Source organism: Sphingorhabdus sp., assembly GCF_050921905.1.
GTDB lineage: Bacteria > Pseudomonadota > Alphaproteobacteria > Sphingomonadales > Sphingomonadaceae > Sphingorhabdus_B.
In genome coordinates this window covers 1,655,152-1,680,000 of the sequence record NZ_CP050888.1, presented here as the reverse complement: position 1 = coordinate 1,680,000, position 24,849 = coordinate 1,655,152, and the positions used below count along the sequence as shown (strand labels likewise).

The window sequence follows — 24,849 nt, the reverse complement described above, 5'->3', positions numbered from 1 at the left end:
CGGCGAAAATGTAACGGGGCTAAAGATATGTACCGAAGCTTAGGGTGTGCAATTTATTGCATGCGGTAGCGGAGCGTTCCGTAGGCCGATGAAGCGATCTGGTAATGGGTCGTGGAGGTATCGGAAGTGCGAATGCAGACATGAGTAGCGATAGGAGGGTGAGACACCCTCCCGCCGAAAGACCAAGGGTTCCTGCTTAAAGCTAATCTGAGCAGGGTAAGCCGGCCCCTAAGACGAGCCCGAAGGGGGTAGTCGATGGGAACCACGTTAATATTCGTGGGCCTGGTGGTGTGTGACGGATCTCGTGAGTTGTCAGTCCTTATTGGATTGGACTGGCTTCGAAGAGGTTCCAGGAAATAGCCCCACCGTATAGACCGTACCCGAAACCGACACAGGTGGTCAGGTAGAGTATACCAAGGCGTTTGAGAGAAGTATCCTGAAGGAACTCGGCAAATTGCCTCCGTACCTTCGGAAGAAGGAGGCCCTCACATTGCGCAAGCAGTATGAGGGGGCACAGGCCAGGGGGTAGCGACTGTTTAGCAAAAACACAGGACTCTGCTAAGTCGGCTTCAAGACGACGTATAGGGTCTGACGCCTGCCCGGTGCTGGAAGGTTAAGAGGAGGAGTGCAAGCTCTGAATTGAAGCCCCAGTAAACGGCGGCCGTAACTATAACGGTCCTAAGGTAGCGAAATTCCTTGTCGGGTAAGTTCCGACCTGCACGAATGGCGTAACGACTTCCCCACTGTCTCCAGGATATGCTCAGCGAAATTGAATTCTCCGTGAAGATGCGGAGTACCCGCGGTTAGACGGAAAGACCCCGTGCACCTTTACTGCAGCTTCAGAGTGGCATTAGGAAAGAACTGTGTAGAATAGGTGGGAGGCTTTGAAACTTGGGCGCCAGTCCGAGTGGAGCCGAAATGTGAAATACCACCCTGTTGTTTTCTGATGTCTAACCTCGCACCGTTATCCGGTGCAGGGACCCTCTGTGGCGGGTAGTTTGACTGGGGCGGTCGCCTCCTAAAGAGTAACGGAGGCGCGCGATGGTAGGCTCAGGACGGTTGGAAACCGTCTGTTAGAGTGCAATGGCATAAGCCTGCCTGACTGCGAGACTGACGAGTCGAGCAGAGACGAAAGTCGGTCATAGTGATCCGGTGGTCCCTCGTGGAAGGGCCATCGCTCAACGGATAAAAGGTACGCCGGGGATAACAGGCTGATGATTCCCAAGAGCTCATATCGACGGAATCGTTTGGCACCTCGATGTCGGCTCATCACATCCTGGGGCTGGAGCAGGTCCCAAGGGTTTGGCTGTTCGCCAATTAAAGTGGTACGTGAGCTGGGTTCAGAACGTCGCGAGACAGTTTGGTCCCTATCTGCCGTGGGCGTCGAAATTTGAGAGGAGTTGACCCTAGTACGAGAGGACCGGGTTGAACATACCTCTGGTGTACCTGTCGTGGCGCCAGCCGCGCAGCAGGGTAGCTATGTATGGACGGGATAACCGCTGAAAGCATCTAAGCGGGAAGCCTCCCTCGAGATTAGATTTCATCGAGTCGTAGTAGACCACTACGTTGATAGGTTGGGTGTGGAAGCGCAGTAATGCGTGAAGCTAACCAATCCTAATTACTCTTTTCGCGCTTGAAGTCCCACCATCAATGACAATGCTGATCTTTCAGCACCGTCGATGGCGGATGATTAAAGTCATACCAGATAAAATATTCCCTGCACGGGCATCGATTATAACCCAATTACACTTATGTGTGGCGACGCTGTCGTAATGATAGCGTCCCATATTATGAGCGCCTGCTTCATTGCTTGGTGACCATAGCGTTTGTGACCCACCCGATCCCATCCCGAACTCGGCCGTGAAACCAAACTGCGCCGATGGTACTACCGCTTAAGCGTTGGAAGAGTAGGGCGTCGCCAGGCATTGCAGCCGGCGCTCATGATAATAAGTGTTAGAAAACCCATTCATAATTCAAAAGGCGGGCCGCTGTCGTTCATTCGACGGATGTCCGCCTTTTTTCGTTTTAAGCGATCTCTCAATGGATCGCTTCGTTGGTAAAGCGGGATGGAGCAGCCCGCCGCCGTTTTGCGGAAGCAAAACGGGAAACAAAAAAGGCTTCCGGGCGATAGAAATGTCGCTTCGTTGGTGGCGCGGGATGGAGCAGCCCGGTAGCTCGTCAGGCTCATAACCTGAAGGTCGTAGGTTCAAATCCTACTCCCGCAACCAACAAAACAGGCCCCTTCACGGGGCCTTTTTTGTTGGTTTTGGTGAGGGCTGGATTGGGAGCTGGGCACCTCCAAAAACCTCTGGCATTTGAGCGTGTGATCTGATTCAACGGTCCCCATCGGGAGGCGATTATGAAGCAGGCGGGTTTGTTCGGTTTATCGGATCATTTGAAGCGGCTTTCGGCCAATGGCGATCCGCTTGAGGCGCTGGGGCGGATAGTTGATTTTGAAGGCTTTCGTGTGATCCTGGACAATGCACTGGCTTATTCGGACGGTTCGAAGGGTGGCAGACCGCCCTATGACTGCGTATCGATGTTCAAGATCCTTATTCTGGCGGCGCAGAACAATGTGGCCGATGCCCGCATGGAGTATCTGATCCGTGATCGGTTGAGCTGGCTGCGTTTTCTGGGCTTTGATCTTGGAGCGCCAACGCCTGATGCCAACACGATCCGGCTATTCCGGGAGAAGTTGACCGATGCCGGAACCTTGCAGGTGCTGTTTGACGCCTTTGACCACCGGCTGCGAACCAATGGATATCTGGCAATGGGCGGCCAGATCGTCGATGCAACGCTGATTGCAGCCCCCAAGCAGCGCAATACGCAAGACGAGAAGGATGCAATCAAAACGGGCAAGACGGCACAGGAAGTCTGGCCCGACCAACCCGCCAAGGCTGCGCAGAAAGACACAGATGCGCGCTGGACGGTGAAGTTTGCCAAAGCGCGCATGGCTGCGAACGGCAAGCCGCAGATCGACATTGCGATCCCAAGCTTTGGCTACAAGAATCATATAGCTATCGATCAGCGCTTCGGGTTCATCCGCAAGGCTGTGGTCACGCACGGCGCGCGTCATGATGGATCACAACTGCGCGAAGTGGTCACGACAAACAACACTGCATCTGATGTGTGGGGCGACACCGCTTACCGGTCCAAGACCAATGAAGCGTGGCTTGCAGCCCATGGCCGGGTCAGCCGCATCCACCGCAAGAAGCCAAAGGGCAAGCCACGGTCAGAAGCGCTTCGTGCAGCCAACCGAACAAAGTCGAAGATACGTGCAAGGGTCGAGCACGTCTTTGCGCAGCAAAAGGCGCATATGGGACTGTTCATCCGCACCATCGGCATCAAGCGTGCCGAGACGAAGATCATGCTCGCCAATCTTGCGTACAATATGCAGCGCCTGCTGTTCCACGAACGACGAGCGGCGACAGGATAATTGTGTCCAAAATCCAGAAATAGGGGCCAAAACAGCGGCAATAGAGCCAATCTCAGCCCGAAATGCACCGATCAGGTGCCTGCAACGCGCATATCGAGGCCGCTTGACCAAAATCAACGGTTAATGGAGGTGCCCAGCTTGTTCAGCCGGAGCAATGGCAACGCCATTGCGGAGACCATGCGCAAAGCGCATAAATCCTACTCCCGCAACCAACGCAAAAGCTTAGCGGCAAAGCCGCTTAGCGTTGCGTTGCCCCGGACCCGATCCGGGGCCCAAGCAGCCCCCTTGCTTCACTAGCCCATATGGCTAAAATCAACGCCATGGCTCTCATCAAAACTGGATGACAGTTGGGTTCAGGCCAAGAACACAAATGGGGCTCTCTTTTTTAAAAATACCAAAAAACTATCGCTGTCATAACACATGTGATACAGTGAATACATGCATCACAAAGAGTGTTAAACATGGCGACATCAATCAGACTTCCTTCCGGCGTTGAGGATCGACTTAATCATCTGGCTTCCCGCACCGGGCGGACCAAAGCTTATTATCTGCGTGAAATGATCGAACGCGGAATCGACGAGGCGGAAGAATATTATCTTGCCGCTGAAACCAGCGAGCGCGTTCGCAAGGGTGAGGAACGGATTTATTCAACCGACCAGATAAGAGCTGACCTTGGTTTGGACGATTGATTATACCGATACGGCGCGGCGCGCGTTGCGCAAGATGGACAAGCACAGCGCACGCCAAATTGTCGAATATCTAACCGACCGCATTGGCGCGGCTGACGACCCTCATGATTTTGGGAAATCCCTCAAAGGTCCGCTAGGGGACTATTGGCGCTACCGTGTCGGTGATTATCGCATAATTTGCGAGATACACGAAAATGCCGTGCGTGTGCTGGTTGTCGATATAGGGCATCGCCGCGAGGTCTATAAACGATAATCAGGGGCCGCGGCGCACGACGTAGCATCTGATGTTACTTCTCGTATCGCCGTTCCACGCTATGCTCCATATCGACATCCTGTAGGAGCTTGAGCGTCGGCACCCTCGCCGCGCCTGACGCAGAATTCACGCGCACCGCTTGGACCGGTAATGAAAGGTGGAGGCTGCACTTGGGTAGCCGCGAAGCGGCGGCGACAATGCGCAAAGCGCATAAATCCTACTCCCGCAACCAACGCAAAAGCTTAGCGGCAGAGCCGCTTAGCGTTGCGTTGCCCCGGACCCGATCCGGGGCCCAAGCAGTCCGAACGCAAAGTATTGCTCGGCCCGCCTCGTGCGGGCTTTTTTGTTGGTTTTGGTGAGGGCTGGATTTTTACCTAGTTCAGCCGGGGCAATGGCAAAGCCATTGCGGAGACCACGGCGAAGGCAGTAAATCTTACGCTCGCAATTTTAGGTGAACCAAGGCATATAATGCGTTACTGATGTACGCGCTCTACAAGCCACTCCGGAATTACTTACGCGGCTTTAATCTGTGGAGCGGCTTGGGTTCCACATACCATTACATGCAATATTTGCAGTTCCAGCAACCTTTACCCAAACAGCTCGCAACTCCGAAGATGCGACTTGGAGCTTCAAAGATGGCCATCGGGATATTCGAATTCAACGTCGAAATTCTGATTCGTGAGCTTATTCTCAACAGCCGAACTAACGGCGGAAAATCCTTCAATACCGCGCCGCTAGCATCTAAAGCGCTGGAAATGATCCGCAAGCTTGAGGACGCGGAGTGGGGCAATTATCGTTCGCGTTCCGAAGCAATCATTCTTCACCTGTCACGTCTCGGATTTAAGCAATTCCCTTGGCAGATTCCGCTCACGAATGGACTATTGGCTCGATATTATATTCTTTACTCTAACCCACTGGTCGCACCGATTGTGGAGGCAGAGTTCGGCATGACAGTAACCGAGCTTTTTCAAACGACTCTACTTCTAACCGAAGAACTGTGGAAACGACCTACGCCCTCGTTCGAGTTTCTTGAAGCGGCGGAACAGTCCGTCCGCGCGCCAGTTGAAGCTCTGCGCGACCGCATCTCACTTTCCGCGTCAGAATTACGTGATCGAACGCTGCGGTACCAAACTTACGATGTAAACTGGGCTTATAGCTTTAATCCCATCCGTGAATTCCCGCTTATCCATGCTGGAAATTCACGATCGATTTTGTGCCCTGCACCGCCAATTTTGCTCCAGCGACTGACGGATGGCCTCTATTTTGATCTTATTCGCGCCGCCGGTGGCGACTTTGGGAACGCTATAGGACGCGCATTCGAGGACTATGTTGGGAATGTCGCTGGATCAATCGGGCAAAACAATCTCAAAGTTCTGTCGGAGGCAGTCTGGGGAAAGCCGGAAAAGCGAAGCATCGACTGGATAATTTCAGACAAGACTGCAATTCAGTTTGTTGAGTGTAAGTTTGCCAGGCTCAACCATGCGTCCCAAACCCAAATTTCTCCCGAGCCTGCGTTCAAAGATGCAATCCAAAGGCTAGCACATTATGTCGGGCAGATGTACTCTACACTGGCTGATGCGTTGAATGGACAGTATCCGCATTGGCAGCCTGATAGCCGCCCGATCTATCTCATCTTGGTAACATTTAATAATTGGCTAGCATTCGGACCGTTCTTTTATAAACATCTCGACCAATCCGTCAGTGACGAATTTACAAAACGTGGCCTTGATCGCGGATTGCTAGAAACTCATCCATTTACTGTGTGCTCAATCGACGAATTTGAAGGTTTGCTAACGGCGTGTTGCAAGCATGGAATCAACACAGTGCTGAAAGAAAAGAACGGACCAAACAGCCGTCAAAGCTTAATGCAAGGATTCTTGGCTAACCACTATGCAGGGTGCTTGAGTGAAGCAAAGAAAACGTTTGAAGATCGTATGAATAGCTTGATTGAGGGGCCTTCTCGAATAACACGGCTGTAAATCCAACTCATCAGTGACGTCATTTGAGTTTTGATAAAGCTTAAGCCCCACCCCCACACCCCAACCCGCGCTACCCCCACCGACCACGCAGCCCTAGCCCACTTCATCTTCGACGCCGTCCGCAATGGCCCAAGCCTCTATACCGAAGCCCAACGTGCGGCTTGGGTGCCGGAGCGTCGAGGTGGGGCGGTGTGGGATGCGCGGTTTGCGGCCAAGGACATCGTCCTTGGCTATGCGCGAAGCCATGGCCTCTTTTTTCTTCCCGCTGTCACCTGCACTGAACCTTCGTTCAGCAGAGACCTTAATGCCCTACTCCCCCCACCCCCCCCATGTCCCTCAAAGAAAAGCATTTGTTGACAAAGTGTCACATTTGCCCGCATGTCTGGCGCATCGCAAACGGGGGGCGCGCATCCATGAACGACGAATACTTACCGCAGCATAGTGCCTTTCGCTTTCACGGAAGCTGGCAGGAATTTGCGCGCATTGCCTTTCCCAATTTGTTGCTGACCATCGTCACATTGGGCATTTATCGTTTTTGGGCGACGACGCGCGAACGCGAATATTTGTGGGGCAAGACCGACTTTATCGACGAACGTCTGGAATGGACGGGGCGCGGGATGGAGCTTTTTATCGGCTTTGTCATGGCGTTCCTGCTCATCGGTGTGCCGATCATTGTTATCCAGCTTGTTTCACAGGGCTTTATTTTTCAAGGTGAGCCGTTGATCGCGGGGCTGTTGATGCTCACGATGTTCCTGTTGTTATTCTACCTCACGGGCGTCGCCTATTTCCGCGCACTGCGCTACCGGCTGAGCCGCACATATTGGCGCGGCATTCGCGGCGGCAGTGACGAGCCGGGTTTCCAATATGGGCTGTCCTATATGTGGAAAAGCGTCCTTGGCTGGTTGCCGATTTTCCTGATGGTGCCATGGGCGATGATATCCTTGTGGAACGACCGGTGGAACGCCATGAGCTTTGGCCCGCACCGGTTCAGCGCGAATGCGCAATGGACGCCGCTGATGAAGCGTTATTTGCTGTTCTATCTCGTGCCGTTTCTCCTTTTTGTTGGGGTGGTGATTTTCGGTTTCAGCATGGCCCATTCGGGCATCACGCCGGACGTTTTGGGCAGTACGGGCATGGCGATTGGCGCTATCGTCACCGTTGTTGCGATCTTGGCATTTTACATCATCATCCCACTCTTCGCGTTGATATTTTACAGCAAATATTTCCGTCTGGCCGTCGGTGGCTTGCGGTTGCACACTTTAGAATTCGACTTTCGCGCCCGGGCGGTGGACTGGATATTGTTCTTTTTGGCCAATATGGCGATCATCATCTGCACCTTGGGCATTGGCTATATCTTCATGCCCTATCGCAACTGGAAATTCTTCGTCGACCATATGGAAGCGTATGGTGAGATTAACATTGACCAGCTGACCCAGTCGCAGACCGTGGTTGAAAAACATGGCGAAGGCTTGCTTGATGCCTTTGACGTGGGGGCGATCTAAACAATGTCCGCTTTCTTCGACGTCGCCCATTATGACGGCCAAAGCGCCGTGAAGCGCAAGGTGGAGGTGCAGGTTGTTGGCCAGCAATTTTATTTGCTGGAGAACGAACGGCGCAGCGGCCCCTTTGCCTTTGCCGATGTCGAATATGTGACAAAGCAGGGTGATGCCGATGTTTATGGCCTTAATGGCCGCGATGGTTGGCGGCTGACGCTGTCGGGGCCAGTGCCATCGGAACTGACGGCCTTGCTACCTGCGCCCCGCAAATATGGCGGATGGGTGGACCGGCTTGGGCTGGGCAAGGCCGCAATTGCCTTCACATTGACCAGTGCGGTGGCGATTGCAATTGTGTTGTTCAGCCCGCAATGGCTGGCCCCGTTGATCCCCGATAGTGTGGACGACCGCTTGGGCGATGCATTGGTGGGCGATTTTGGCGGGCGCTTTTGCCATACGCCAGCGGGTGATGCCGCGCTCCAGAAACTGGTGGCGTCGCTTGATGATGCGCCGCAAGATTTGCGGGTGGAGGTGGCCAATATCGACATGCTGAATGCGGTGGCCCTGCCCGGCGGGAATGTCATATTGTTCGATGGCCTTCTGAAACAAGCGCGCTCGCCCGATGAGGTTGCGGGCGTCTTGGCCCATGAAATCGGCCATGTCCGTGAAAAACATGTGATGCAGGCGCTGCTGCGGCAAATGGGCCTTGCGGTGGTGCTGGGCGGCGTGGATGGCAATAGTGGCGCTGTGGTCAACAATATGCTGGCGATGAGTTACAGCCGCAATGCCGAGGCGGAGGCCGATGCCCATTCGATGAAGGTGTTGGGCAACGCCAATATCTCGCCCATCGGCACCGCGTCCTTCTTCGACCGGCTGTCCGCGCTGGACGGCAGCGCTGGCGTGGCTAAGGACAATATAGGCATCACCGGCTATCTATCCAGCCACCCGCTGTCGGCATCGCGCAAAGACGCGTTTGAAAAGAGCATCGTCAAAGGCAAAAACTACACGCCGGCGCTGACGCCATCGGAATGGACCGAGCTGAAAACCATGTGTGCGCAAGACCGGAAGGTGAAATCGGGCTTGGGCTTTGATTTTAACTAGCGATCACGTTACACTAAGGGCAATCGCCCACCGCATCATTCGATAAGGAAATTTTTTATGTTCAAACGCCTGTTTGTCGACCACCCCAAAAGCGTCGATGAAAATTATGTTGAACATTTCGGTGTCGCGAGCCGCTTTGGCTTTACGATGATTTGGGGCGGGATGAAGGCGCTTGTCCACGCGGTCATCCCCGGCCTGTGCGTCACCTCGGGCAGCGATACGGTAAAAAGGTTGAACCATATCATGGTCGAACAACGCCGTTCCAAGGGGCAGGATGTGACGCAAATGCTGACCGTCGACTGGGTGATTTGACACGGGTGGAACATCCCCCGGAATTTGTTACACGCGCTGACGGCGTTCGGCTGGCGTATCGGTATTTGCGGGGCAAAGGCCCCACGATCATTTTCTTGCCCGGTTACATGTCCGACATGCAGGGCGGCAAGGCGCAGGCGCTGGCGGCATGGGCGGCGGATAAAGGCTTCGCTATGCTCCGTTTGGACTATTCCGGTTGCGGCGAAAGCGAAGGCGCTTTCGAAAATGGCACGCTCGACATTTGGCGCGACGATGTTCTGGCGGTGATTGCGCAGGCCACGGTCGGGCCGATCATCTTGATTGGTTCGTCCTTTGGCGGATGGCTCATGCTGCTGCTGGCCGAAGCACTTGGCGACCAAGTCACCGGGTTGGTTGGCATTGCGGCGGCACCCGATTTCACCGATTGGGATTTCGATGACGCCGACCGCGCGACCATCGCCGCCACTGGCCGCATCGAACGCCCAAGCGATTATGGTTATGACCCGATGGTCATCACGCAAGGTTTTTGGCAATCGGGTCAACGCAACCTGCGGATGACCGGCAAGATCGGCATCGATTGCCCCGTGCGGTTGATCCACGGCCAATGCGACCCCGATGTGCCGTGGGAGACGTCATTAAAGCTCGCCGCTGCGCTTCGTTCATCTGATGTGCAGACGATATTGGTCAAGGATGGCGACCACCGGCTTTCGCGGGATCAGGATATTGCGTTGCTGATCGACACGGTAACAAAGCTGGCCTGCTGAACGCGTTTCACCACTGGTGACTGACGTTTAAGCATCCATCGTGCCACGCGACCGGCAGTTCAGGTTGGTCAATGGACCCTGGAGCCGAAGGCGTGCAGAGCGCAAACAAGTTCAGGGTGACGGCCTTTTTAAGGATTCCTTATGCTTCTTCTTCCCCTCTTCCTCCTCCAGGCCGCAACTCCTGCCGCTGCGCAACCGCTTCCGACTTTGGACGAGGTGCAGTTTACCGAATGCCTCGACCTGGCGCGCAAAGACCCCGCTTCGGCGATATCCAGCGCCAGCCTATGGGCGCAGCAAAATGGCGGCTATCTTGCGCGCGCCTGCCATGGCTTTGCGCTGGCGACCGATTTTAAATTTGACCTTGCGGTGCCAATCCTGACTGAGGCGGCGACATTGGCGGAGACAAAAGGCGACCCCCGCGCCGCGCGTTTTTGGGCACAGGCGGGCAATGCGGCCATCGCGGCGGGCCAGCCAGATGTCGCCGTGGACGCGCTCGGCAAAGCGCTGGCGTCTAAGGCCCTCGATAGCAATGAACGCGCCGATAGCGAAGTCGACCGCGCGCGTGCATTCGTGGCCTTGGGCAAAAGTGCCGATGGTGAAGCCGCCTTGGCAACGGCGCGGCAGTTGGCACCCGAAAATGGCGCGGCATGGTTGCTGTCGGCAACCTTGGCCCGGCGATTGAACAAATTGCCCGATGCGCTGGCTTTTATTCAAACCGCGGCGGCGGTGCTGCCCAGCGATCCGGCAGTGGCGTTGGAGGCGGGCAATATCGCGATTGCCGCTGGCGATGATGACACCGCGCGCAAGCAATGGGAACAGGCCATCAAGATTGGGCCAAATAGTCGGCAAGCCGCGACCGCAACGGCACAGCTTGCGGCTTTAGCGGCGGCGACGCCTGCACCGACCAGTGAGCCTCAATCCAGATAAGTGCGCGTGCCCCTTGCTTGCGTGGACAGCGGTCAAGGTTCATGGCAATGTCGCAAACAACGCGCTTTTGTGAATGGAATGAAAATGCCGACAACCTATCTGCACAGCATGATCCGTGTCACCGACCCTGATGCAACGGTCGCTTTTTTCAAGCTGATCGGGCTGGAGGAAGTGCGCCGCTTTGACAGTGACGCGGGGCGCTTCACATTGATCTTTTTGGCGGCACCCGGGCAAGCCGGCCTTGCCGAGGTGGAGTTGACGCATAATTGGCCGCCGGCGGATGGCAGTGCGCCGGAGGCGTATGACGGCGGACGCAATTTTGGCCATTTGGCCTATCGCGTCGACGACATTTACGCGACCTGTCAGCGGCTGATGGATGCAGGGGTCACGATCAACCGCCCGCCACGCGACGGGCATATGGCGTTTGTACGCACCCCCGACGGTATTTCAATTGAGTTGCTGCAAGAGGGACATCTTGCGCCTGCGGAACCATGGGCGAGCATGCCCAATGTCGGGGCGTGGTGAGTATGCTGGAGATCGTGCGCGTGCCTGTGCTGTCGGACAATTATGTCTGGTTGGTGCATGCGGCGCAAAGTAAGGAGACTCTGGTGGTCGATCCTGCTGTTGCCGCGCCGGTCTTGGCGGCTGCTGCGGCGCGTGGGTGGACGATTACGCAGATTTGGAACACGCATTGGCATCCCGACCATGTCGGTGGCAATGCGGAGATAAAGGCCGCGACGGGGTGCGTCATCACGGGGCCCGCCGCAGAGGCCGAACGGATACCCACGCTCGATGTGTATGTGCGCGGCGGGGATGTTGTCCAATTGGGCGCATTGCGCGCAACGGTGATCGACGTGCCCGCGCATACCGCTGGACATATCGCTTTTCATTTCGCAACCGAGCAAGCCGCCTTTGTCGGCGATACCTTATTCGCGATGGGATGTGGCCGATTGTTCGAAGGCACCGCAGCGCAAATGTATGACAATATGCGCAAGCTCGAGGCTTTGGGCGACGATACCGCGATTTATTGCGCGCATGAATATACGCTCAGCAACGCCCGCTTTGCGGTGACGGTCGAGCCGGACAATGCCGACCTTGCCGCGCGTCTGGCCGATGTCATTGCCCATCGCGAACGGGGCGAGGCGACGGTGCCGACGACGATTGCCTTAGAACGCGCAACCAACCCGTTCATGCGGGCCGCGTCGGTGGAGGAGCTCGCCGCTCGCCGCGCCGCCAAGGACGCGGCCTAAGGCCTAATGAAAATCGCGTGACTTCGGCAAAAGGCGCACATCGCGCGGATGGCCGTGGCGCGGATAGACAGGCTGGGCAAATTCGTCTGACCGGCTGAGCGGCACATTGGCATCATGGTCCTGCGACAGACGCTCCAGCTCGTGTGATCGGTCGGTTATGGTCGTCGCCATAAGATGCACTACGCCTTCCTTGCTGCGCTGCACCTCACCTTCAATCACCATCAACCGTGACGCCATGACGGCGCGGCGTTGCCGTTCGAACAGGCGCGACCATAATAACGCATTGGTGGTGCCGGTTTCATCCTCAATCGTGATGAAAATGGCATTGCCCTTCCCCGGCCTTTGCCGCGTCAGCACTACGCCTGCCGTTTTTACCCGCATGCCATGTTTCGCCGCATCGGTCTGCGCGCAGGTCAATATGCCCTCGGCCGCAAACAGGTCGCGCAAGAACGCCATCGGGTGCCCCTTCAGCGACAATCGCGTCATGTGATAATCGGCGGCGACATGTTCGCTGACGGGCATGATGGGCAAGGCGATATCCTCCTCCTGCGCCAATTCCCGCGCATCGGCGGCTGCAAACAAGGGCAGTTCATCCGATGGCGTCCGCCGCGCCTCCCACCCAGCCTCACGCCGGTCAAGGCCAAGCGAGCGCAAGGCATCGGCATCCGCCAGCAAGTGCAAGGCACGCGGTGGTAACTTTGCCGCGCGGGCCAGCTCCTCCAACGAAGCAAAGGGCCGCGCGGCTTCAATACCCAAGGCCCAATCTTGCTGAAACCCACCAATCTGCCGAAAGCCAAGCCGCAAGGCGCCCGCCTCGATAGCATTATCCCAATTGCTGAAATTTACATCAATGGTGCGGACATCGACCTTGTGCTGCCGCGCATCCTGCACAAGCTGTGCTGGCGCGTAAAAACCCATGGGCTGCGAATTCAGCAAGGCGGCGGTAAAAATCGCGGGATGATGGCATTTCAGCCAGGATGAAATATAGACTAAATGGGCAAAGGCCTGTGCATGGCTTTCGGGAAAACCATAGCTGCCAAAGCCCTCAATCTGTTTGTAACAGCGTTCGGCAAAATCCTGCTGATATCCGCGCTGCACCATGCCGTTGATCATCTTGTCCTTATATTGCGGCATAGTTCCGGAATTGCGGAAGGTCGCCATTGCGCGGCGCAGGCCATTGGCCTCATCCGGCGTAAACGCGGCGGCGACCATTGCCAGTTTCATCGCCTGTTCCTGAAACAACGGGACGCCAAATGTGCGGTATAAAATATCGTGCAGCTCATTGGGGTCATGCGGCGGCGCGGGGGAGGGATATTCGACCTTCTCCTCCCCGTTGCGCCGCCGCAAATACGGGTGGACCATGTCGCCCTCAATCGGGCCGGGGCGAACAATCGCGATCTGGATGACGAGGTCGTAAAACTTTTTGGGCTTCAGGCGGGGCAGCATGTTGATCTGCGCGCGGCTTTCGACCTGGAATGTGCCGATGCTGTCGCCCTTTTGCAGCATGGCATAGACCGCCGGGTCCTCGGCTGGGACGCTGTCCAAGCTATAATCCCCGCCGCCTGTCTGCCGCAACATTTCGAAACTTTTGCGGATGCAGGTCAGCATACCCAATGCCAAGATATCGACCTTCAACAGGTTCAGCGCGTCGATATCGTCCTTGTCCCATTCAATGAAGGTCCGGTCCGCCATCGCGCCATTGTGGATCGGCACGGTTTCATCCAGCCGGTTTTCGGTCAGGACATAGCCGCCGACATGCTGCGACAAATGGCGCGGGAAATCGAGCAATTGGCCGACAAAGGCATGTAGTCGGGCGATCTGCGGGTTGTCGGGGTCAAACCCGGCCTCAATCAAGCGCGCCTCAGGCAAGTCCCGGCCAAAGCTGCCCCAGACGGTGCCCGCCAACCGCGCAGTGACGTCTTCGGTCAGGCCAATTGCCTTTCCCACCTCACGCACGGTGCTGCGCGGGCGATAATGGATGACCGTGGCGGCAATGCCCGCGCGGTGCCGCTTAAACCGACGATAGACATATTGCATCACCTCCTCGCGCCGTTCATGTTCGAAATCGACGTCAATATCGGGTGGTTCGTCACGTTCTTCGGACAGAAAGCGCGAGAACAAAAGATTGTTGGCCACAGGGTCAACCGATGTGATGCCCAATAAGTAGCAAATCACTGAGTTTGCAGCAGAGCCCCGGCCCTGGCATAAGATCGGCGGGTCTTGCGATCGCGCAAACTGGACGATGTCATGGACCGTCAGGAAATAGCAGGCATAATTTTTCTGGCGCACCAAATGGAATTCTTCGTCCAGCGCGCTGACCCATTTTGGCGGCAGGCCGTCGGGGTGCCGCCGTTCGGCTTCGCTGCGTACCAGATGTTCCAGCCAGTCCTGCGGCACCCAACCGTCTGGCACCGGCTCATTGGGATATTCATATTTCAACTGGCTTAGGTCAAATGTGATCTGGTGGAGCAGCTTTTGGCTCTCCGCAATCGCTTCGGGGGCACGTGCGAACAGCCGCGTCATGTCAGCAGGCGATTTCAAATGGCGTTCGGCATTGACCTCCAGCCGCGTTCCAGCCTGATCCACCGACACGCTTAAGCGGATCGCGGTCAACACATCATGCAGCGGCCGTGCGGCGGTATCGGCATAGAGCGCGTCGTTGACTGCGATGATCGGCACCCCGCATTGCTTGGCCAAGGCGCGCTGTTCCTCAAGCCTGCGTTGGTCCTTGCCCCGCCCATGCATCATTATGCCAAGCCAGACCCTGTCCGGCGCAAGCTTTGTCAGGCGGCGCATTACTGCGTCCAAATCGGCGGGGGTGGTTTCAACCAACCGCAATTTCTCGTCGCCATCGGCGTGGCTATATGCGACGGGTTTTTTATGCGGGTTGGTTTCTTCGGCGGTCGACTGCGGCAATATGATGAGCAGCAAATCCTCCAAATATCCCGCCAGATCATCGAAGTACAATATGCACCCGCCCTTGTTGGCACGCATATTGCCGACCGTCAGCAATCGGGTCAGCCGCCCCCATCCTGCGCGGTTTTTAGGATAAGCAACAATGTCGGGCGTGCCATCGGCAAAGACCAGGCGGCTGCCCGTAACCAACCGGAAGCCCTTCGGAAGCGCATTTTCGGCCTTCGCCTTTTTGACCGCGACCCATGCGCGCACGACGCCAGCCACGCTGTTCCGGTCGGCTATGCCAATGGCGTTCAGGCCAAGTGCGGCGGCCTGCAACACCATATCGGCGGGATGTGATGCCCCGCGCAAGAAAGAGTAATTGGTCGCCGCGACCAGCTCTGCATAAACAGGGCACTGCGTCATGCGAACAGCCCGTGCAGATACCAGATCGGCGCATCGGTTTCGGAATATAAGCCATGGCGGAACAGCCAGAAACGCCGCCCCTCGCTGTCCTCCACACGGTAATAATCGCGCGTTGGGCCGCCTTTGCCCTGTTCATGCCCCGCCTTGCGCCGCCACCATTCGGCGGCAATGCGTTCGGGGCCTTCATAGGCGACGATATGATGCAGGTTTTTGCGCCAACGAAACTGGCGCGGCGGGCCATCGGGGATGGAGGCCAGCGACTCCACCCGTTGCGGTGTTTCGAACAAGCGAAAGGGGCGCATGGGCGGTTCGGCCTCAGTTTCTTGCGGCCAATCCTTTTGCGGCTGGCCCGATTGCGCGGCGCATTCGACGACGGCCCGTTCGGGGATATGGCTGTTGCGTTCCTCAAAATAGCGCACGCGGTCGCTGCCCAGCCGAACGCTTAGCCGGTCAATCAATGCTGCGGTTTGCGCCGACCGGTCGACCTTTGTTTCCAACCCGGCCTGCGATGGCAGCAAAATATCGGCCGTCGGCACGCTGAGTTGGATGAGGTCATAACCAAAACCGGGGTCAAGCGGGTCGGACAGCGTGTCAATGCGTTCGCGGATCAACCGCATTAACAAGGCGCAATCGCGTGTCGGCGCGCCAGTATCAACCGCCAGCCGCGCGACATGGCCATCGCTTCGAAACAGCCTGACCTCAAACCGGCGGCCACCTTGGCTACGATCATTCAACTGCGCAGCGGCTTTGCCCGTCAGCGTCGCGATGGTGTCGAGGACATCATTGGTGCGTGAAACAGGATCGGCAAAATTCTGCGTGACGGCGATGATGGGCACATGGCGACGCGGGGTGATGCGTGCATCCTCTTCCTCCAATAGCCGCGCCAGTTTGACGACGGTCGCCTTACCAAAGCGGGCGGCAAAAGGCTTGCGCGGGCGGCAGGCCAAGTCCTTCAATGTTTTCAGGCCCGCACGGCGCAGTGCCTGATGCACCTTGTCTCCTGCGTCCAATGCCTCAACGGGCAAAGCGTGAATCGCCGATTTGGTATAAAGTGCCTTGGCCCGCGCGCTGTCGGGAGTTGCACCCAAGGCAATCCGGCCCGTAAGACCATGGCGGCGCAAGCGTTGCTGCAGGTCCTTGGCCAAGCGCGCCTCATCATCGCCAAAGGGATAGGTGCAGCCCGTGATGTCGATCAGCAGCCCTTGTGGCGGGTCAATCATGCAGGCCGGGCTATAGCGTTCGCACCCGTCCGCCAGCCAGCCAAGCAATGCGATGTCCGCCGCCGGATCATGGTCAAATACAGTGAGATCAGGCACGCGCGCACGCGCATCGGCCAGTGCCATGCCCGCGCTTAAGCCAAGCGCCAGCGCCGCCGGGTCGCAGGCCGCCAACCGCATCGCCCCGCTTTGCTTTTCGACCATCGCAAAGGGCGTATCAGGCGCGGAACCGTTGCTGCGGATCAGCCTCTGCGTCGGTAACAGCGGCAGAAAGACCGCCAGATAGCGGCGTGTCAAAAAAGCTTCGTGTTGCATGGTCCCAGGTTACTCTTGCCGCAAAGGGCGCTGTGCCACCGCGATGGCGCAGAAGGCGGAGGTCAAAGGTTGGAAGGCCGGGCGCATTGCCCGGATATGGCACCGATGGCGCAGAACATATCTGCCAGCGTGTGCTGGCCGCGCTGGGCATCGGCACAGCATCGCCGCGCACCAGCAATGCCAATACGCCACTTTCCGCCGCAGCGAGCGCCAAGCGCCGCGTCGATGTCAGGTCCACCAAACGCGCATTGCCATGCGTTTCCAATATGACCGCGCGCGCCGCCTTTGACCGGATAGTGTCGGCTGCTGCCCGAAGGGCGTCGCGCAAATCTGCGGTTTGGACCAGCAATATCCGCGATGGATTGCCGCCCATGGCCGATAGCCCAAACGGGTATAGCCGGCCCGACGTCTGACGTTCCTTGTCGCCTGTTATCCAGAATATGCCCGCGTCGCTGTCGGGCAAGCGCCATGCCAGCAACAGTGCAAATGCGGCGGCCGCATAAGAGTCGGCCTTTGCCCCGCCAAAAAATTCATGCAGCCCGGCTTGGACTATGCCGCCGCGCAAGCGTTCGTCGACTTGGGGCGCGCCGATGGGCAATAAGGGGGGCGATGCATTCGGCTGATATTGCTTCCATGCACTATGCACAGAAGGAAAAGCCGCTTTTGGTAGAATCGCCTTTATGTTCATGTTTTGTTCTATACTGCATTTTGCAGCAATGTGGAGTCTGCTTTTTTCTCCTGAAATGATTTGGCATATCGTCACATAGCGACCCGCCTGCGCGTCGGACGAATCTTATTCCCAAGAAAAGGACATGTGCTTGATTGCAGACGTTTCATACGATAACGGATTTATAGCGCTTCCTAGACCTAAAGGATTGTTATTATGCGATCAAACCGCAAGTTCGCGATTCTCGTAATTGCCGCTTCTTTTATTTTCTCAAATTCGATCTCGGTTGACGGTGCCTATGCACAGCAGTCGGGTTCTGAAGATATCCAAGATGAAATCGTGGTAATCGGTAAGAAATTGTCCGCAGTTAAATTTGATTTCAAAGTTACGAAAAAAGGTGAAGTCAAGAAATGTGAAATCACTAAACCAAGCGGTGACCCAGATATCGATGCATTACCCTGCAAAGTGGTTGCGACATGTTCTATCGGTGGATTCAAGAAGCGTAAACAGTTGCTCGATTGCATGTCTTCTGAATGGAAGGCAAGTGTCCGTTCCTTGGCGGAACGACGGCTCAACCCCGCTAGCTAGATAAGGTGGGCATCAGCACTTCTGTGTCATTCGAGAAGTGCGAAAGTGCCCGGGGCTGAAAAGGCTTTGGCCGAAAATGCGGCGCTTGACCCAGCCACTTCCGACCCGATGTCCGCACCATTTTCCAGCCCGGAATTATGCACCCGGGCCAGAAAACCATGCGCGTCGGATGAAGCTTATTCCCAATAATAAGGCATGCGCTTGCGTGTTCCGGTGACTTCCTCATTCAACGTGGCTGCGTCATATAGGCGGCCACCGATCATGACCTTTGCGACCTTATCCGAATTGCGGATGTCAACGCTTGGGTCGGCATCAAGGATGACGAGATCAGCAAGCTTGCCTGCCGTGATGGAGCCCACATCCTTGTCATAGCCCAGCGAGCGTGCGGACTCGATGGTGCCAGCGGCGAGTGCTTCGATGGGTGACATCCCGCCACGGACGAAGGACCAAAGCTCCCAATGCGCGGCAATGCCAGCCTCTTGGCCATGCGCGCCGATGGAAACAGGGACGCCCAGCTTGGCAAGCTTATGTGCCTCACGCGCGCTGTTGTCGTCGACATAATCCTCCTCCGGCGCAATTTCGCGGCGGGCATTATTGGCGGCAAGCTCGGTCGGCGGATAATGCTTCGCCATTAACGGATGCCGGAACACATCGGTGTGTGACCGCCAATAAGGGTCGCCCGCTGGGCCGCCATAGGTCACCACAAGCGTGGGCGTATAACCCACTTTCGACTTGGAGTAGAATTGCAGCACATCATCGTAGAAGATGTCGAGCGGGATATTATGCTCAAGCGTGGTGTTGCCATCGGCGATCAGGTTCATGTCCATACCGAACAGCGAACCCCCTTCGGCGACCGAGCGCATATTCTCCTGAAGCGCGGCGGCCACCACTTGCTGGCGCTGTTCACGGCGCGGCTGGTTGTAGTTTTTGACGCTATGCGCGCCTTGCGCTTTCAACCGGCGAACATGCGCCAGCGCATCATCCAGACCGTTGATTTCGGCGTAGACGTCCGCGGCCTTGGCCCCATAAACGATCTCGCCTGTCGAGAAGGAGCGTGGCCCAAGCAACAGGCCAGCCCGCTGCATCTCCAACGCCGGGAACACGGTGGCTGCGCTGCTTGACGGGTCATGGCGCGTGGTAACACCCATTGCGAGGTTGAGCATATTCACCCAATTTTGCTGCGGGGTCATTTCGTCCACGCCATAAGGGCCATGGGCATGCGCATCGACAAGGCCGGGGATGATGGTCTTGCCCGTAACGTCAACGGTCTTTGCGCCAGCAGGAATAGCAAAGTCGCCCATTTTGCCAACGGCCTTAATCCGGTCATTCTCGACCAGGATCACGGCATTGTCGATTATCCCGCCGCTCTTGTCCGCCATGGTCACAACGCGTGCGCCCGTGAAGGCGACAACGCCACTTGGGCGGTCCGAGTTGACCGTCATGGACAGCGATATGCCTTCCTTCGGCGGGGCAAATTTAACGGGCTTTGCATCCTTGGCCAGCGGCCCATTGGGATAGAAAGCATTGGTCTGCGCCGCGTAAAGCATCGGTCCAATTGCCCAATGCAAGGTGTCGCCATTGCGGCTCCAATGCATGTAATCTGCGCCGCCGTTGCTGACCCTTATGACGGGAAGCGCACTGCCCGATGACGACGCGGTCACGTCCTGCGTGCCCGGCATGAGGGGCATGACAAAGGCTTCGTAATTTTGGCGGAAGGCAAAGTTATTGCCATCGGGCGACACTTCGTAAATCGTCGTCAGTTCACCACTGGCATGGTTGCGCTTGGCTTCGCCGTTCATATCCACGCTGACGAGCATGCGCTTATTCGCACCCGATTCTGTGTAAAACATTCGGTCGTTGGAGGCACCGAAATGTGGCGTGGTTCCTGCCGAGGTGACGCGTGTTGACGGTCCGCCCATCGCGGGCATCCGGTAAATGCCGGACTGGTCCGAGCGCAAGGGCGAGGTCAGTCCGCCGCCTTCCAGCTTTTCAAAGACGATCGTCTTGCCATCGGGCGAGAAACGCGGGCGGGCATAATGGCCGGGCTGCGCCGTTGCCTTTTTGGGCGTGCCGCCGCTTGCGCTTATGGTGTGGATGTTACCAAGGCCTTTATCGGTCCAATGGACATAAGCGATGGTTTTGCCGTCGCGCGACCAAGTGGGATAGGCCTCCATACCGGTATCGGACGCGGTCAGGCGTCGTGCAGTGCCCCCTGCTGCGGGCTTTAGCCATAATTTGCCCATGGTTTCAAACAGCACGGTCCGGCCATCTGGCGCGGTTACAGGGCTGCGCGGCATTTTGGTTTCAAAGCTGGTCGGCGCTACTTCAATTTGAGGCAGCGGCGGGTCAATCATGTCGCGCGTGTCCGAAATGCGAAACGGGATGACGCTTGACGCGCCGCTCGGCCAATCAACCTTGCGGATCTTGCCGCCTGCCCAGAAATAGATGGTCTTGCTGTCGGGCGACCAATCCATATTGGGATAGACGCCCGTAACGGCCCAGGTTTCCTGCACATCTTGATCCAGCGCATCGTAAATCTTGCGCTCTTCGCCCGTGCTGAGGTCCTTCACATATAGTTTGGACTGAGTTCGCTCGCGGCGGACAAAGGCGATTTTTTGGCCGTCGGGCGAAGGGGTTGGGCGGACAGATCCGCCGACACCGGCCACCGCAGTTTCGGTCTTGCCGGTCTCGATGTCATAGCTTTCAATATCGAAAATCTGACCGTTGGAATCCTGCGCATATTGGAAAATGGGACCGGGCGTGATGTTGCGCGTGTAATAAATATGTTTGCCATCGGGCGCAAAGATTGGCTCACCCAATTCCTTCTGGTGCTGCTCATTAGGCCGCTTGACCAACAAGACGCCTGCGCCGCCGGAAACATGATAGAGCCAGACTTCGCCCGTTCCTAGCGAGCGGCCAGTGGTGAAATGCTTCTTGGCGGCGATGAATCGGCCATCGGGGCTCCAGCTTGGTTGATTGAGCAAGCGAAAATCCTCTTTGCTCAACTGCCTCTTGTCCGAACCGTCGCGGTTCATGATCCAGATATTGTCGCCACCACCCCGGTCGGAGGTAAAGGCAATGCGCGCCCCATCGGGCGAAAAGCGCGGCTGTGTTTCAAACGGCAGGCCTTCGGCTATGCGGGTTGGTGTGCCGCCGGTTACGGGAATGATATAGATATCGCCAAGCAGATCGAACGCAATCGTGCGGCCATCGGGGCTGACGTCAAGGTTCATCCATGATCCTTCGTCAGTGTCGATGGTTATCTGACGCACGGTCAGGCCTGGAGGCGCGGCGACATCCCATTTGGGGGCCTTGTCATCGGCAGCGGCTGGCGCTTGGGCAAATGCGCTCGTCGGAAGGATTGCCGCGCTCAGCAGCAAGACGGATTTGATGTAATTTTTCATATATAGGCTCCCCTTTTATTTTTCTTATAGTGTTTAGGTTGTCATGCCTAGCGCGTGTCCGCAAGCCCGCATCGCGCGTATGATAACCCGAACCCAGCGTTGCGCGAACGACTTTTGCCAAACCACTTGGGTTTCGCAAAACCACGCAAATGTGCGGCTTATCGCTGAAAAGTCACACTAAGGTCTCACCTAAACGGCTGTACCGAAAAGCTATAACCGGACTAAAGATAAGAAAGAGCGCCTGACAACCAAACGGGCCGCCAATGGCACTCTTTCAAAACAAATCCTACATTTCAAGCCCGCATTTTTCTGCTCTTTGTCGGACCGAAACTGCGGGTCTGGCCTCGCTTTATCGAATGGTGACGGTCACCGCGCGGCGGTTTTGCGCCCAAGCTTGCTCGTCCGATCCCAATGCCGATGGCCGCTCTTTGCCATAGCTGACGGTCTGAATACGGCTGGCATCGACACCGATGGAAACGAGGAAGTTTTTGGCGGAGTTCGCGCGGCGCTCACCCAAGGCCAGGTTGTAATCGCGGGTACCGCGTTCATCGGCATGGCCTTCGACGGTGATGCGGGTATTGGGATATTGCGCCAACCACTGCGCCTGACGCTGGAGTGTCGCCTGATCTTCGGCATCAACGTTGAAGCGGTCGGTTTCAAACAAGATGCGGTCGCCAAACTGGCCAACTTGTTGCAGGAAATCCTCCTGGCTGCCGGGGATGATCTGGCCAGCGCCATTAGCGTTCGGGTCAGTTGGCGTCTGGCCATAATCGGTGCCTTCGGCCGCAGGCGGCAAGGTATCAACCTTTTTCTTGCCGCAGCCAGCAACAAAAGCGGTCGATGCCAGCAAAAGGGCTGCCATTTTGATCGTATTTTTCGTCATGGTCTTCTCCTTGGGCTTTGCCCGACATTCGGTCGGGATAGGTTTGAGGGTAAATGTTGTTACGGCAATACTGGTCCCCATGCCGGGTCTGAACCATCGACAGGCGTGGGCAATTGGCGTTCGTTGGAACCGGTAAGGTCAACTTGCCAGATACTTGTTTTACCACTTCCTTTGGCCGTGCGGAAGAATTGGATAACACGGCCATTGGGTGCCCAAGTCGGCGCCTCGTCTTGCCAGCTATTGGTCAGCAGCCGTTCGCCCGAACCGTCAGGCCGCATCGTACCAACGCGGAAGTCGCCAGCGATACGCGTAAAGGCAATCAAGTCCCCGCGCGGGCTCCATTCGGGCGTGGCGTAACGGCCCGCGCCAAAGCTGATGCGGCGCTGGTTGCTGCCGTCGGCGTTCATCACGTAGATTTGCTGGCTGCCCGAACGGTCGCTTTCAAAGACAATCTGACGGCCATCGGGGGAGAAACTACCGCCGACATCAATGCCGGGCGAGCTGGTTAGCTTTACAGGCGTGCCGTTGCCGCTCGCCGAAATCTTATAGACGTCGGTATTGCCCGAAACCGCCATCGAATATAGTATCGTCTGGCCATCGGGCGACCAGCGCGGCGCGAATGTCGGGCTGTTGGATTGGGTAATCAGGCGCTGACGCCCGGCATCAATGTCATAGACATAAATACGCGGGTTGCCGTCGACATAAGACAAATACAGAATCGATTTATAACTGGGCGAGAATCGCGGCGTTAGTGCGGTCGATTGGCCATTGGTAATGAAGCGATGGTTTGCGCCATCCGAATCCATGATCGCCAGCCGCTTGATCCGTTTATTCTTGGGACCGCTTTCGGCGATATAGGCAATGCGACTATCGAAAAAGGGCAGTTCGCCCGTCAGTCGCGAATAGATAGCATCAGCGCATTTATGCGCGGCCCTGCGCCATTCGCGCGGCGGCACATTAAAGCCAAGCCGCGTGGTTTCATTGCCGAAACCAACGTCGTAGAGATAACAGCCAACGGTCAAATTGCCATCGCCGCCCACGCGGACAAAGCCCTGCACCAGTTGTTCGACCGGACGCGCTTTCCAATAGCCAAATTGCGGCGCGGTCACTTCGGCTAAGCCAATCGCGCGCAGGCCATTTGGCCCTTGGGTTTCAAACACGCCCGATGCACGCAGGTTGGAGGAGATAACCTCTGCAATTTGGCGGCCCAGCGCCGCGCTATTACCGGCTGGCGTGTCGGCTGGCGACGGCGCGACCAATGCAGGGACTGCGATGGAGCGGGTTTTGGAGGTGTCAAATTCGACCAATTCCGGCTCATCTGTTGCAGGTGCCGGAGGGGGAGGTGTTTGCGCAATCGCGGCTTGCGTGCCCAAGATTAAAAGCAAGAAAGACGCCAGTTTCCGGTTCAGTGCGAAGAGTGACATATATCTCATTCCTTTATCCCGTGGCGCGCAAACGAAGCGCGTGGGTTTTCCAAACGTCATGATATTCAGGATCAAGCCCGACATAAGGTGATGCTGCGCGCACCGCTTGCAAGATGCAATCTTTCAACGGCCCGGCCTGTGTCTGGTTGGTGTCGTTCAGGCCAATTTGCTTGTCAAAACGCACGGAGGCCAACCTGCCCGATGGTTCAAGGCTTAACGTCACGAACGTCTCGATCTTGTTGATGTCGACGCCAGTTGGCGCACAGGCGCGCACGCGACTGCGGATTTGGCCAGCGATGCTGACGCCAACGGAGCGACGCACTTCGGTGGCGGTTTTGGCGGCTGGCGTGCCTACGGCCTTGCCCGCACCGGGGGCCTTGCCGATATTGTTGATACTGTCTTCAAAGCTGCGGCTGAGGCCGCCGGGCTTGGCCGGCGTCGTGCCTTTGCCGCTGACTGTCGCGGCTTTGACGGTTTTGGGTGGAGCGGCGGCGGCGGTTTTTACCGGCTTGGCCGCGGCCTTAGCAACAGATGGGGCCGTTTCTGCTTTGGCGGGTTTAGGCACGGGCTTTGTCTGCGGCTTTTCGATTTGCATGACGGGCTTCGGGGCAGGCGGCGGTTCGGCGGGCGCGGTCTCGCCTGCGGCTGGCGGCGCGGATTCCTCTTGGATCGCATCTGGCGCGCTCGAGACATCGGCGATTTCGCCGATAAGCGAAACGGAGATCGACTCTGGCTTGGGCGCAGTTTTTGCAGACGCCATCAGTCCAAGCGCGAACACGCCCAGCAACAGGCCGTGGACGCCAAGTGCAGCGCCAAATCCGAATATCTCCGCCCGATCCATTGCCAT

20 protein-coding genes, 1 tRNA gene and 2 rRNA genes (1 of these 23 only partly in view) are annotated in these 24,849 nt (G+C 56.9%); 15 read left to right on the top strand and 8 right to left on the bottom strand.

Annotated features, from left to right (window positions below; translation table 11 throughout):
- From HEQ18_RS08120 to HEQ18_RS08090, 7 genes are all read left to right on the top strand, one after another.
- A 23S ribosomal RNA gene (locus HEQ18_RS08120) occupies window positions 1-1,638 on the top strand (it extends 1,154 nt beyond the left edge of the window).
- Between the two features lie 171 nt (window positions 1,639-1,809).
- Window positions 1,810-1,924, top strand: a 5S ribosomal RNA gene (rrf, locus tag HEQ18_RS08115).
- 227 nt (window positions 1,925-2,151) lie between these two features.
- A tRNA-Met gene (locus tag HEQ18_RS08110) sits at window positions 2,152-2,228 on the top strand.
- Between the two features lie 131 nt (window positions 2,229-2,359).
- Window positions 2,360-3,436: an IS5 family transposase gene (locus HEQ18_RS08105; protein ID WP_432814106.1), complete on the top strand. Its 1,077-nt coding sequence runs from the start codon at window positions 2,360-2,362 to the stop codon at window positions 3,434-3,436.
- 461 nt (window positions 3,437-3,897) lie between these two features.
- Entirely contained in the window at window positions 3,898-4,125 is a 228-nt protein-coding gene (relB, locus tag HEQ18_RS08100) for a type II toxin-antitoxin system RelB family antitoxin (protein WP_397580076.1), read from the top strand.
- Window positions 4,109-4,378 carry a type II toxin-antitoxin system RelE family toxin gene (locus HEQ18_RS08095; protein WP_432814312.1) on the top strand — a complete coding sequence of 90 codons (270 nt, stop codon included), beginning with the start codon at window positions 4,109-4,111 and terminating at the stop codon, window positions 4,376-4,378. Before relB ends, HEQ18_RS08095 begins: the two co-directional genes overlap by 17 nt.
- A gap of 479 nt (window positions 4,379-4,857) precedes the next feature.
- Window positions 4,858-6,357, top strand: a complete 1,500-nt coding sequence (locus HEQ18_RS08090) for a hypothetical protein (protein ID WP_432814311.1) — start codon at window positions 4,858-4,860, stop codon at window positions 6,355-6,357.
- A gap of 93 nt (window positions 6,358-6,450) precedes the next feature.
- Here the strand turns inward: HEQ18_RS08090 and HEQ18_RS08085 are convergent, their stop codons facing one another.
- Complete coding sequence (locus HEQ18_RS08085) at window positions 6,451-6,603, bottom strand: hypothetical protein (RefSeq protein WP_432814310.1); 153 nt, start codon at window positions 6,601-6,603, stop codon at window positions 6,451-6,453.
- A gap of 167 nt (window positions 6,604-6,770) precedes the next feature.
- Between HEQ18_RS08085 and HEQ18_RS08080 the strand changes: the two genes are divergently transcribed.
- From HEQ18_RS08080 to gloB, 7 genes are all read left to right on the top strand, one after another.
- Window positions 6,771-7,859 carry a YjgN family protein gene (locus tag HEQ18_RS08080; protein ID WP_432814309.1) on the top strand — a complete coding sequence of 363 codons (1,089 nt, stop codon included), beginning with the start codon at window positions 6,771-6,773 and terminating at the stop codon, window positions 7,857-7,859.
- 3 nt (window positions 7,860-7,862) lie between these two features.
- The gene (locus tag HEQ18_RS08075) at window positions 7,863-8,951 is read left to right on the top strand and encodes a M48 family metallopeptidase (RefSeq protein ID WP_432814308.1); all 1,089 of its coding nucleotides are present in this window, start codon (window positions 7,863-7,865) and stop codon (window positions 8,949-8,951) included.
- 57 nt (window positions 8,952-9,008) lie between these two features.
- On the top strand, window positions 9,009-9,263 hold the full coding sequence (locus HEQ18_RS08070) for a DUF6356 family protein (protein ID WP_397605475.1): 255 nt from the start codon (window positions 9,009-9,011) through the stop codon (window positions 9,261-9,263).
- Entirely contained in the window at window positions 9,260-10,006 is a 747-nt protein-coding gene (locus HEQ18_RS08065) for an alpha/beta hydrolase (RefSeq protein WP_432814307.1), read from the top strand. The genes HEQ18_RS08070 and HEQ18_RS08065 overlap by 4 nt, the downstream gene beginning before the upstream one ends.
- 141 nt (window positions 10,007-10,147) lie before the next feature.
- Entirely contained in the window at window positions 10,148-10,933 is a 786-nt protein-coding gene (locus HEQ18_RS08060; RefSeq protein ID WP_397605477.1) for a tetratricopeptide repeat protein, read from the top strand.
- Window positions 10,934-11,017: 84 nt separating this feature from the next.
- Window positions 11,018-11,458, top strand: coding sequence for a VOC family protein (locus HEQ18_RS08055; RefSeq protein ID WP_296198573.1), 441 nt, complete (start codon window positions 11,018-11,020; stop codon window positions 11,456-11,458).
- Between the two features lie 2 nt (window positions 11,459-11,460).
- Window positions 11,461-12,183 (top strand): hydroxyacylglutathione hydrolase, encoded by a 723-nt coding sequence (gene gloB, locus HEQ18_RS08050; protein ID WP_432814306.1) that lies wholly within the window; start codon window positions 11,461-11,463, stop codon window positions 12,181-12,183.
- Between the two features lie 3 nt (window positions 12,184-12,186).
- Here the strand turns inward: gloB and HEQ18_RS08045 are convergent, their stop codons facing one another.
- Genes HEQ18_RS08045 through HEQ18_RS08035 form a run of 3 tightly spaced genes read right to left on the bottom strand, consistent with a single transcriptional unit; the run spans window position 12,187 to window position 17,724 of the window.
- On the bottom strand, window positions 12,187-15,504 hold the full coding sequence (locus HEQ18_RS08045) for an error-prone DNA polymerase (RefSeq protein ID WP_432814305.1): 3,318 nt from the start codon (window positions 15,502-15,504) through the stop codon (window positions 12,187-12,189).
- The gene (locus tag HEQ18_RS08040; RefSeq protein WP_432814304.1) at window positions 15,501-17,018 is read right to left on the bottom strand and encodes a Y-family DNA polymerase; all 1,518 of its coding nucleotides are present in this window, start codon (window positions 17,016-17,018) and stop codon (window positions 15,501-15,503) included. Before HEQ18_RS08040 ends, HEQ18_RS08045 begins: the two co-directional genes overlap by 4 nt.
- A complete protein-coding gene (locus tag HEQ18_RS08035) occupies window positions 16,939-17,724 on the bottom strand; it encodes an ImuA family protein (protein ID WP_432814303.1) in 786 nt (261 codons plus the stop codon). Before HEQ18_RS08035 ends, HEQ18_RS08040 begins: the two co-directional genes overlap by 80 nt.
- Window positions 17,725-17,919: 195 nt before the next feature.
- On the opposite strand from HEQ18_RS08035, the gene HEQ18_RS08030 reads away from it, so the two are divergent.
- Window positions 17,920-18,291, top strand: a complete 372-nt coding sequence (locus HEQ18_RS08030) for a hypothetical protein (protein WP_296198560.1) — start codon at window positions 17,920-17,922, stop codon at window positions 18,289-18,291.
- A gap of 176 nt (window positions 18,292-18,467) precedes the next feature.
- Here HEQ18_RS08030 and HEQ18_RS08025 read toward each other — a convergent pair whose 3' ends face one another.
- The 4 genes from HEQ18_RS08025 to HEQ18_RS08010 all read right to left on the bottom strand — a co-directional run bounded on the left by HEQ18_RS08025 (window position 18,468) and on the right by HEQ18_RS08010 (window position 24,849).
- Complete coding sequence (locus HEQ18_RS08025) at window positions 18,468-21,695, bottom strand: amidohydrolase family protein (RefSeq protein WP_432814302.1); 3,228 nt, start codon at window positions 21,693-21,695, stop codon at window positions 18,468-18,470.
- 349 nt (window positions 21,696-22,044) lie between these two features.
- Window positions 22,045-22,563, bottom strand: coding sequence for a peptidoglycan-associated lipoprotein Pal (gene pal / locus HEQ18_RS08020; protein WP_397605522.1), 519 nt, complete (start codon window positions 22,561-22,563; stop codon window positions 22,045-22,047).
- A gap of 74 nt (window positions 22,564-22,637) precedes the next feature.
- The gene (tolB, locus tag HEQ18_RS08015) at window positions 22,638-24,002 is read right to left on the bottom strand and encodes a Tol-Pal system beta propeller repeat protein TolB (RefSeq protein WP_432814301.1); all 1,365 of its coding nucleotides are present in this window, start codon (window positions 24,000-24,002) and stop codon (window positions 22,638-22,640) included.
- A 13-nt stretch (window positions 24,003-24,015) separates the two neighbouring features.
- A complete protein-coding gene (locus HEQ18_RS08010) occupies window positions 24,016-24,849 on the bottom strand; it encodes a hypothetical protein (RefSeq protein ID WP_432814300.1) in 834 nt (277 codons plus the stop codon).

Coding starts and splice junctions, on each gene's coding strand:
- HEQ18_RS08105 (WP_432814106.1), top strand. CDS start 2,360: ATGAAGCAGGCGGGTTTGTTCGGTTTATCGGATCATTTGAAGCGGCTT.
- relB (WP_397580076.1), top strand. CDS start 3,898: ATGGCGACATCAATCAGACTTCCTTCCGGCGTTGAGGATCGACTTAAT.
- HEQ18_RS08090 (WP_432814311.1), top strand. CDS start 4,858: ATGTACGCGCTCTACAAGCCACTCCGGAATTACTTACGCGGCTTTAAT.
- HEQ18_RS08085 (WP_432814310.1), bottom strand. CDS start 6,603: ATGGCTTCGCGCATAGCCAAGGACGATGTCCTTGGCCGCAAACCGCGC.
- HEQ18_RS08080 (WP_432814309.1), top strand. CDS start 6,771: ATGAACGACGAATACTTACCGCAGCATAGTGCCTTTCGCTTTCACGGA.
- HEQ18_RS08075 (WP_432814308.1), top strand. CDS start 7,863: ATGTCCGCTTTCTTCGACGTCGCCCATTATGACGGCCAAAGCGCCGTG.
- HEQ18_RS08070 (WP_397605475.1), top strand. CDS start 9,009: ATGTTCAAACGCCTGTTTGTCGACCACCCCAAAAGCGTCGATGAAAAT.
- HEQ18_RS08060 (WP_397605477.1), top strand. CDS start 10,148: ATGCTTCTTCTTCCCCTCTTCCTCCTCCAGGCCGCAACTCCTGCCGCT.
- HEQ18_RS08055 (WP_296198573.1), top strand. CDS start 11,018: ATGCCGACAACCTATCTGCACAGCATGATCCGTGTCACCGACCCTGAT.
- gloB (WP_432814306.1), top strand. CDS start 11,461: ATGCTGGAGATCGTGCGCGTGCCTGTGCTGTCGGACAATTATGTCTGG.
- HEQ18_RS08045 (WP_432814305.1), bottom strand. CDS start 15,504: ATGACGCAGTGCCCTGTTTATGCAGAGCTGGTCGCGGCGACCAATTAC.
- HEQ18_RS08035 (WP_432814303.1), bottom strand. CDS start 17,724: ATGAACATAAAGGCGATTCTACCAAAAGCGGCTTTTCCTTCTGTGCAT.
- HEQ18_RS08030 (WP_296198560.1), top strand. CDS start 17,920: ATGCGATCAAACCGCAAGTTCGCGATTCTCGTAATTGCCGCTTCTTTT.
- HEQ18_RS08025 (WP_432814302.1), bottom strand. CDS start 21,695: ATGAAAAATTACATCAAATCCGTCTTGCTGCTGAGCGCGGCAATCCTT.
- tolB (WP_432814301.1), bottom strand. CDS start 24,002: ATGTCACTCTTCGCACTGAACCGGAAACTGGCGTCTTTCTTGCTTTTA.
- HEQ18_RS08010 (WP_432814300.1), bottom strand. CDS start 24,849: ATGGCAATGGATCGGGCGGAGATATTCGGATTTGGCGCTGCACTTGGC.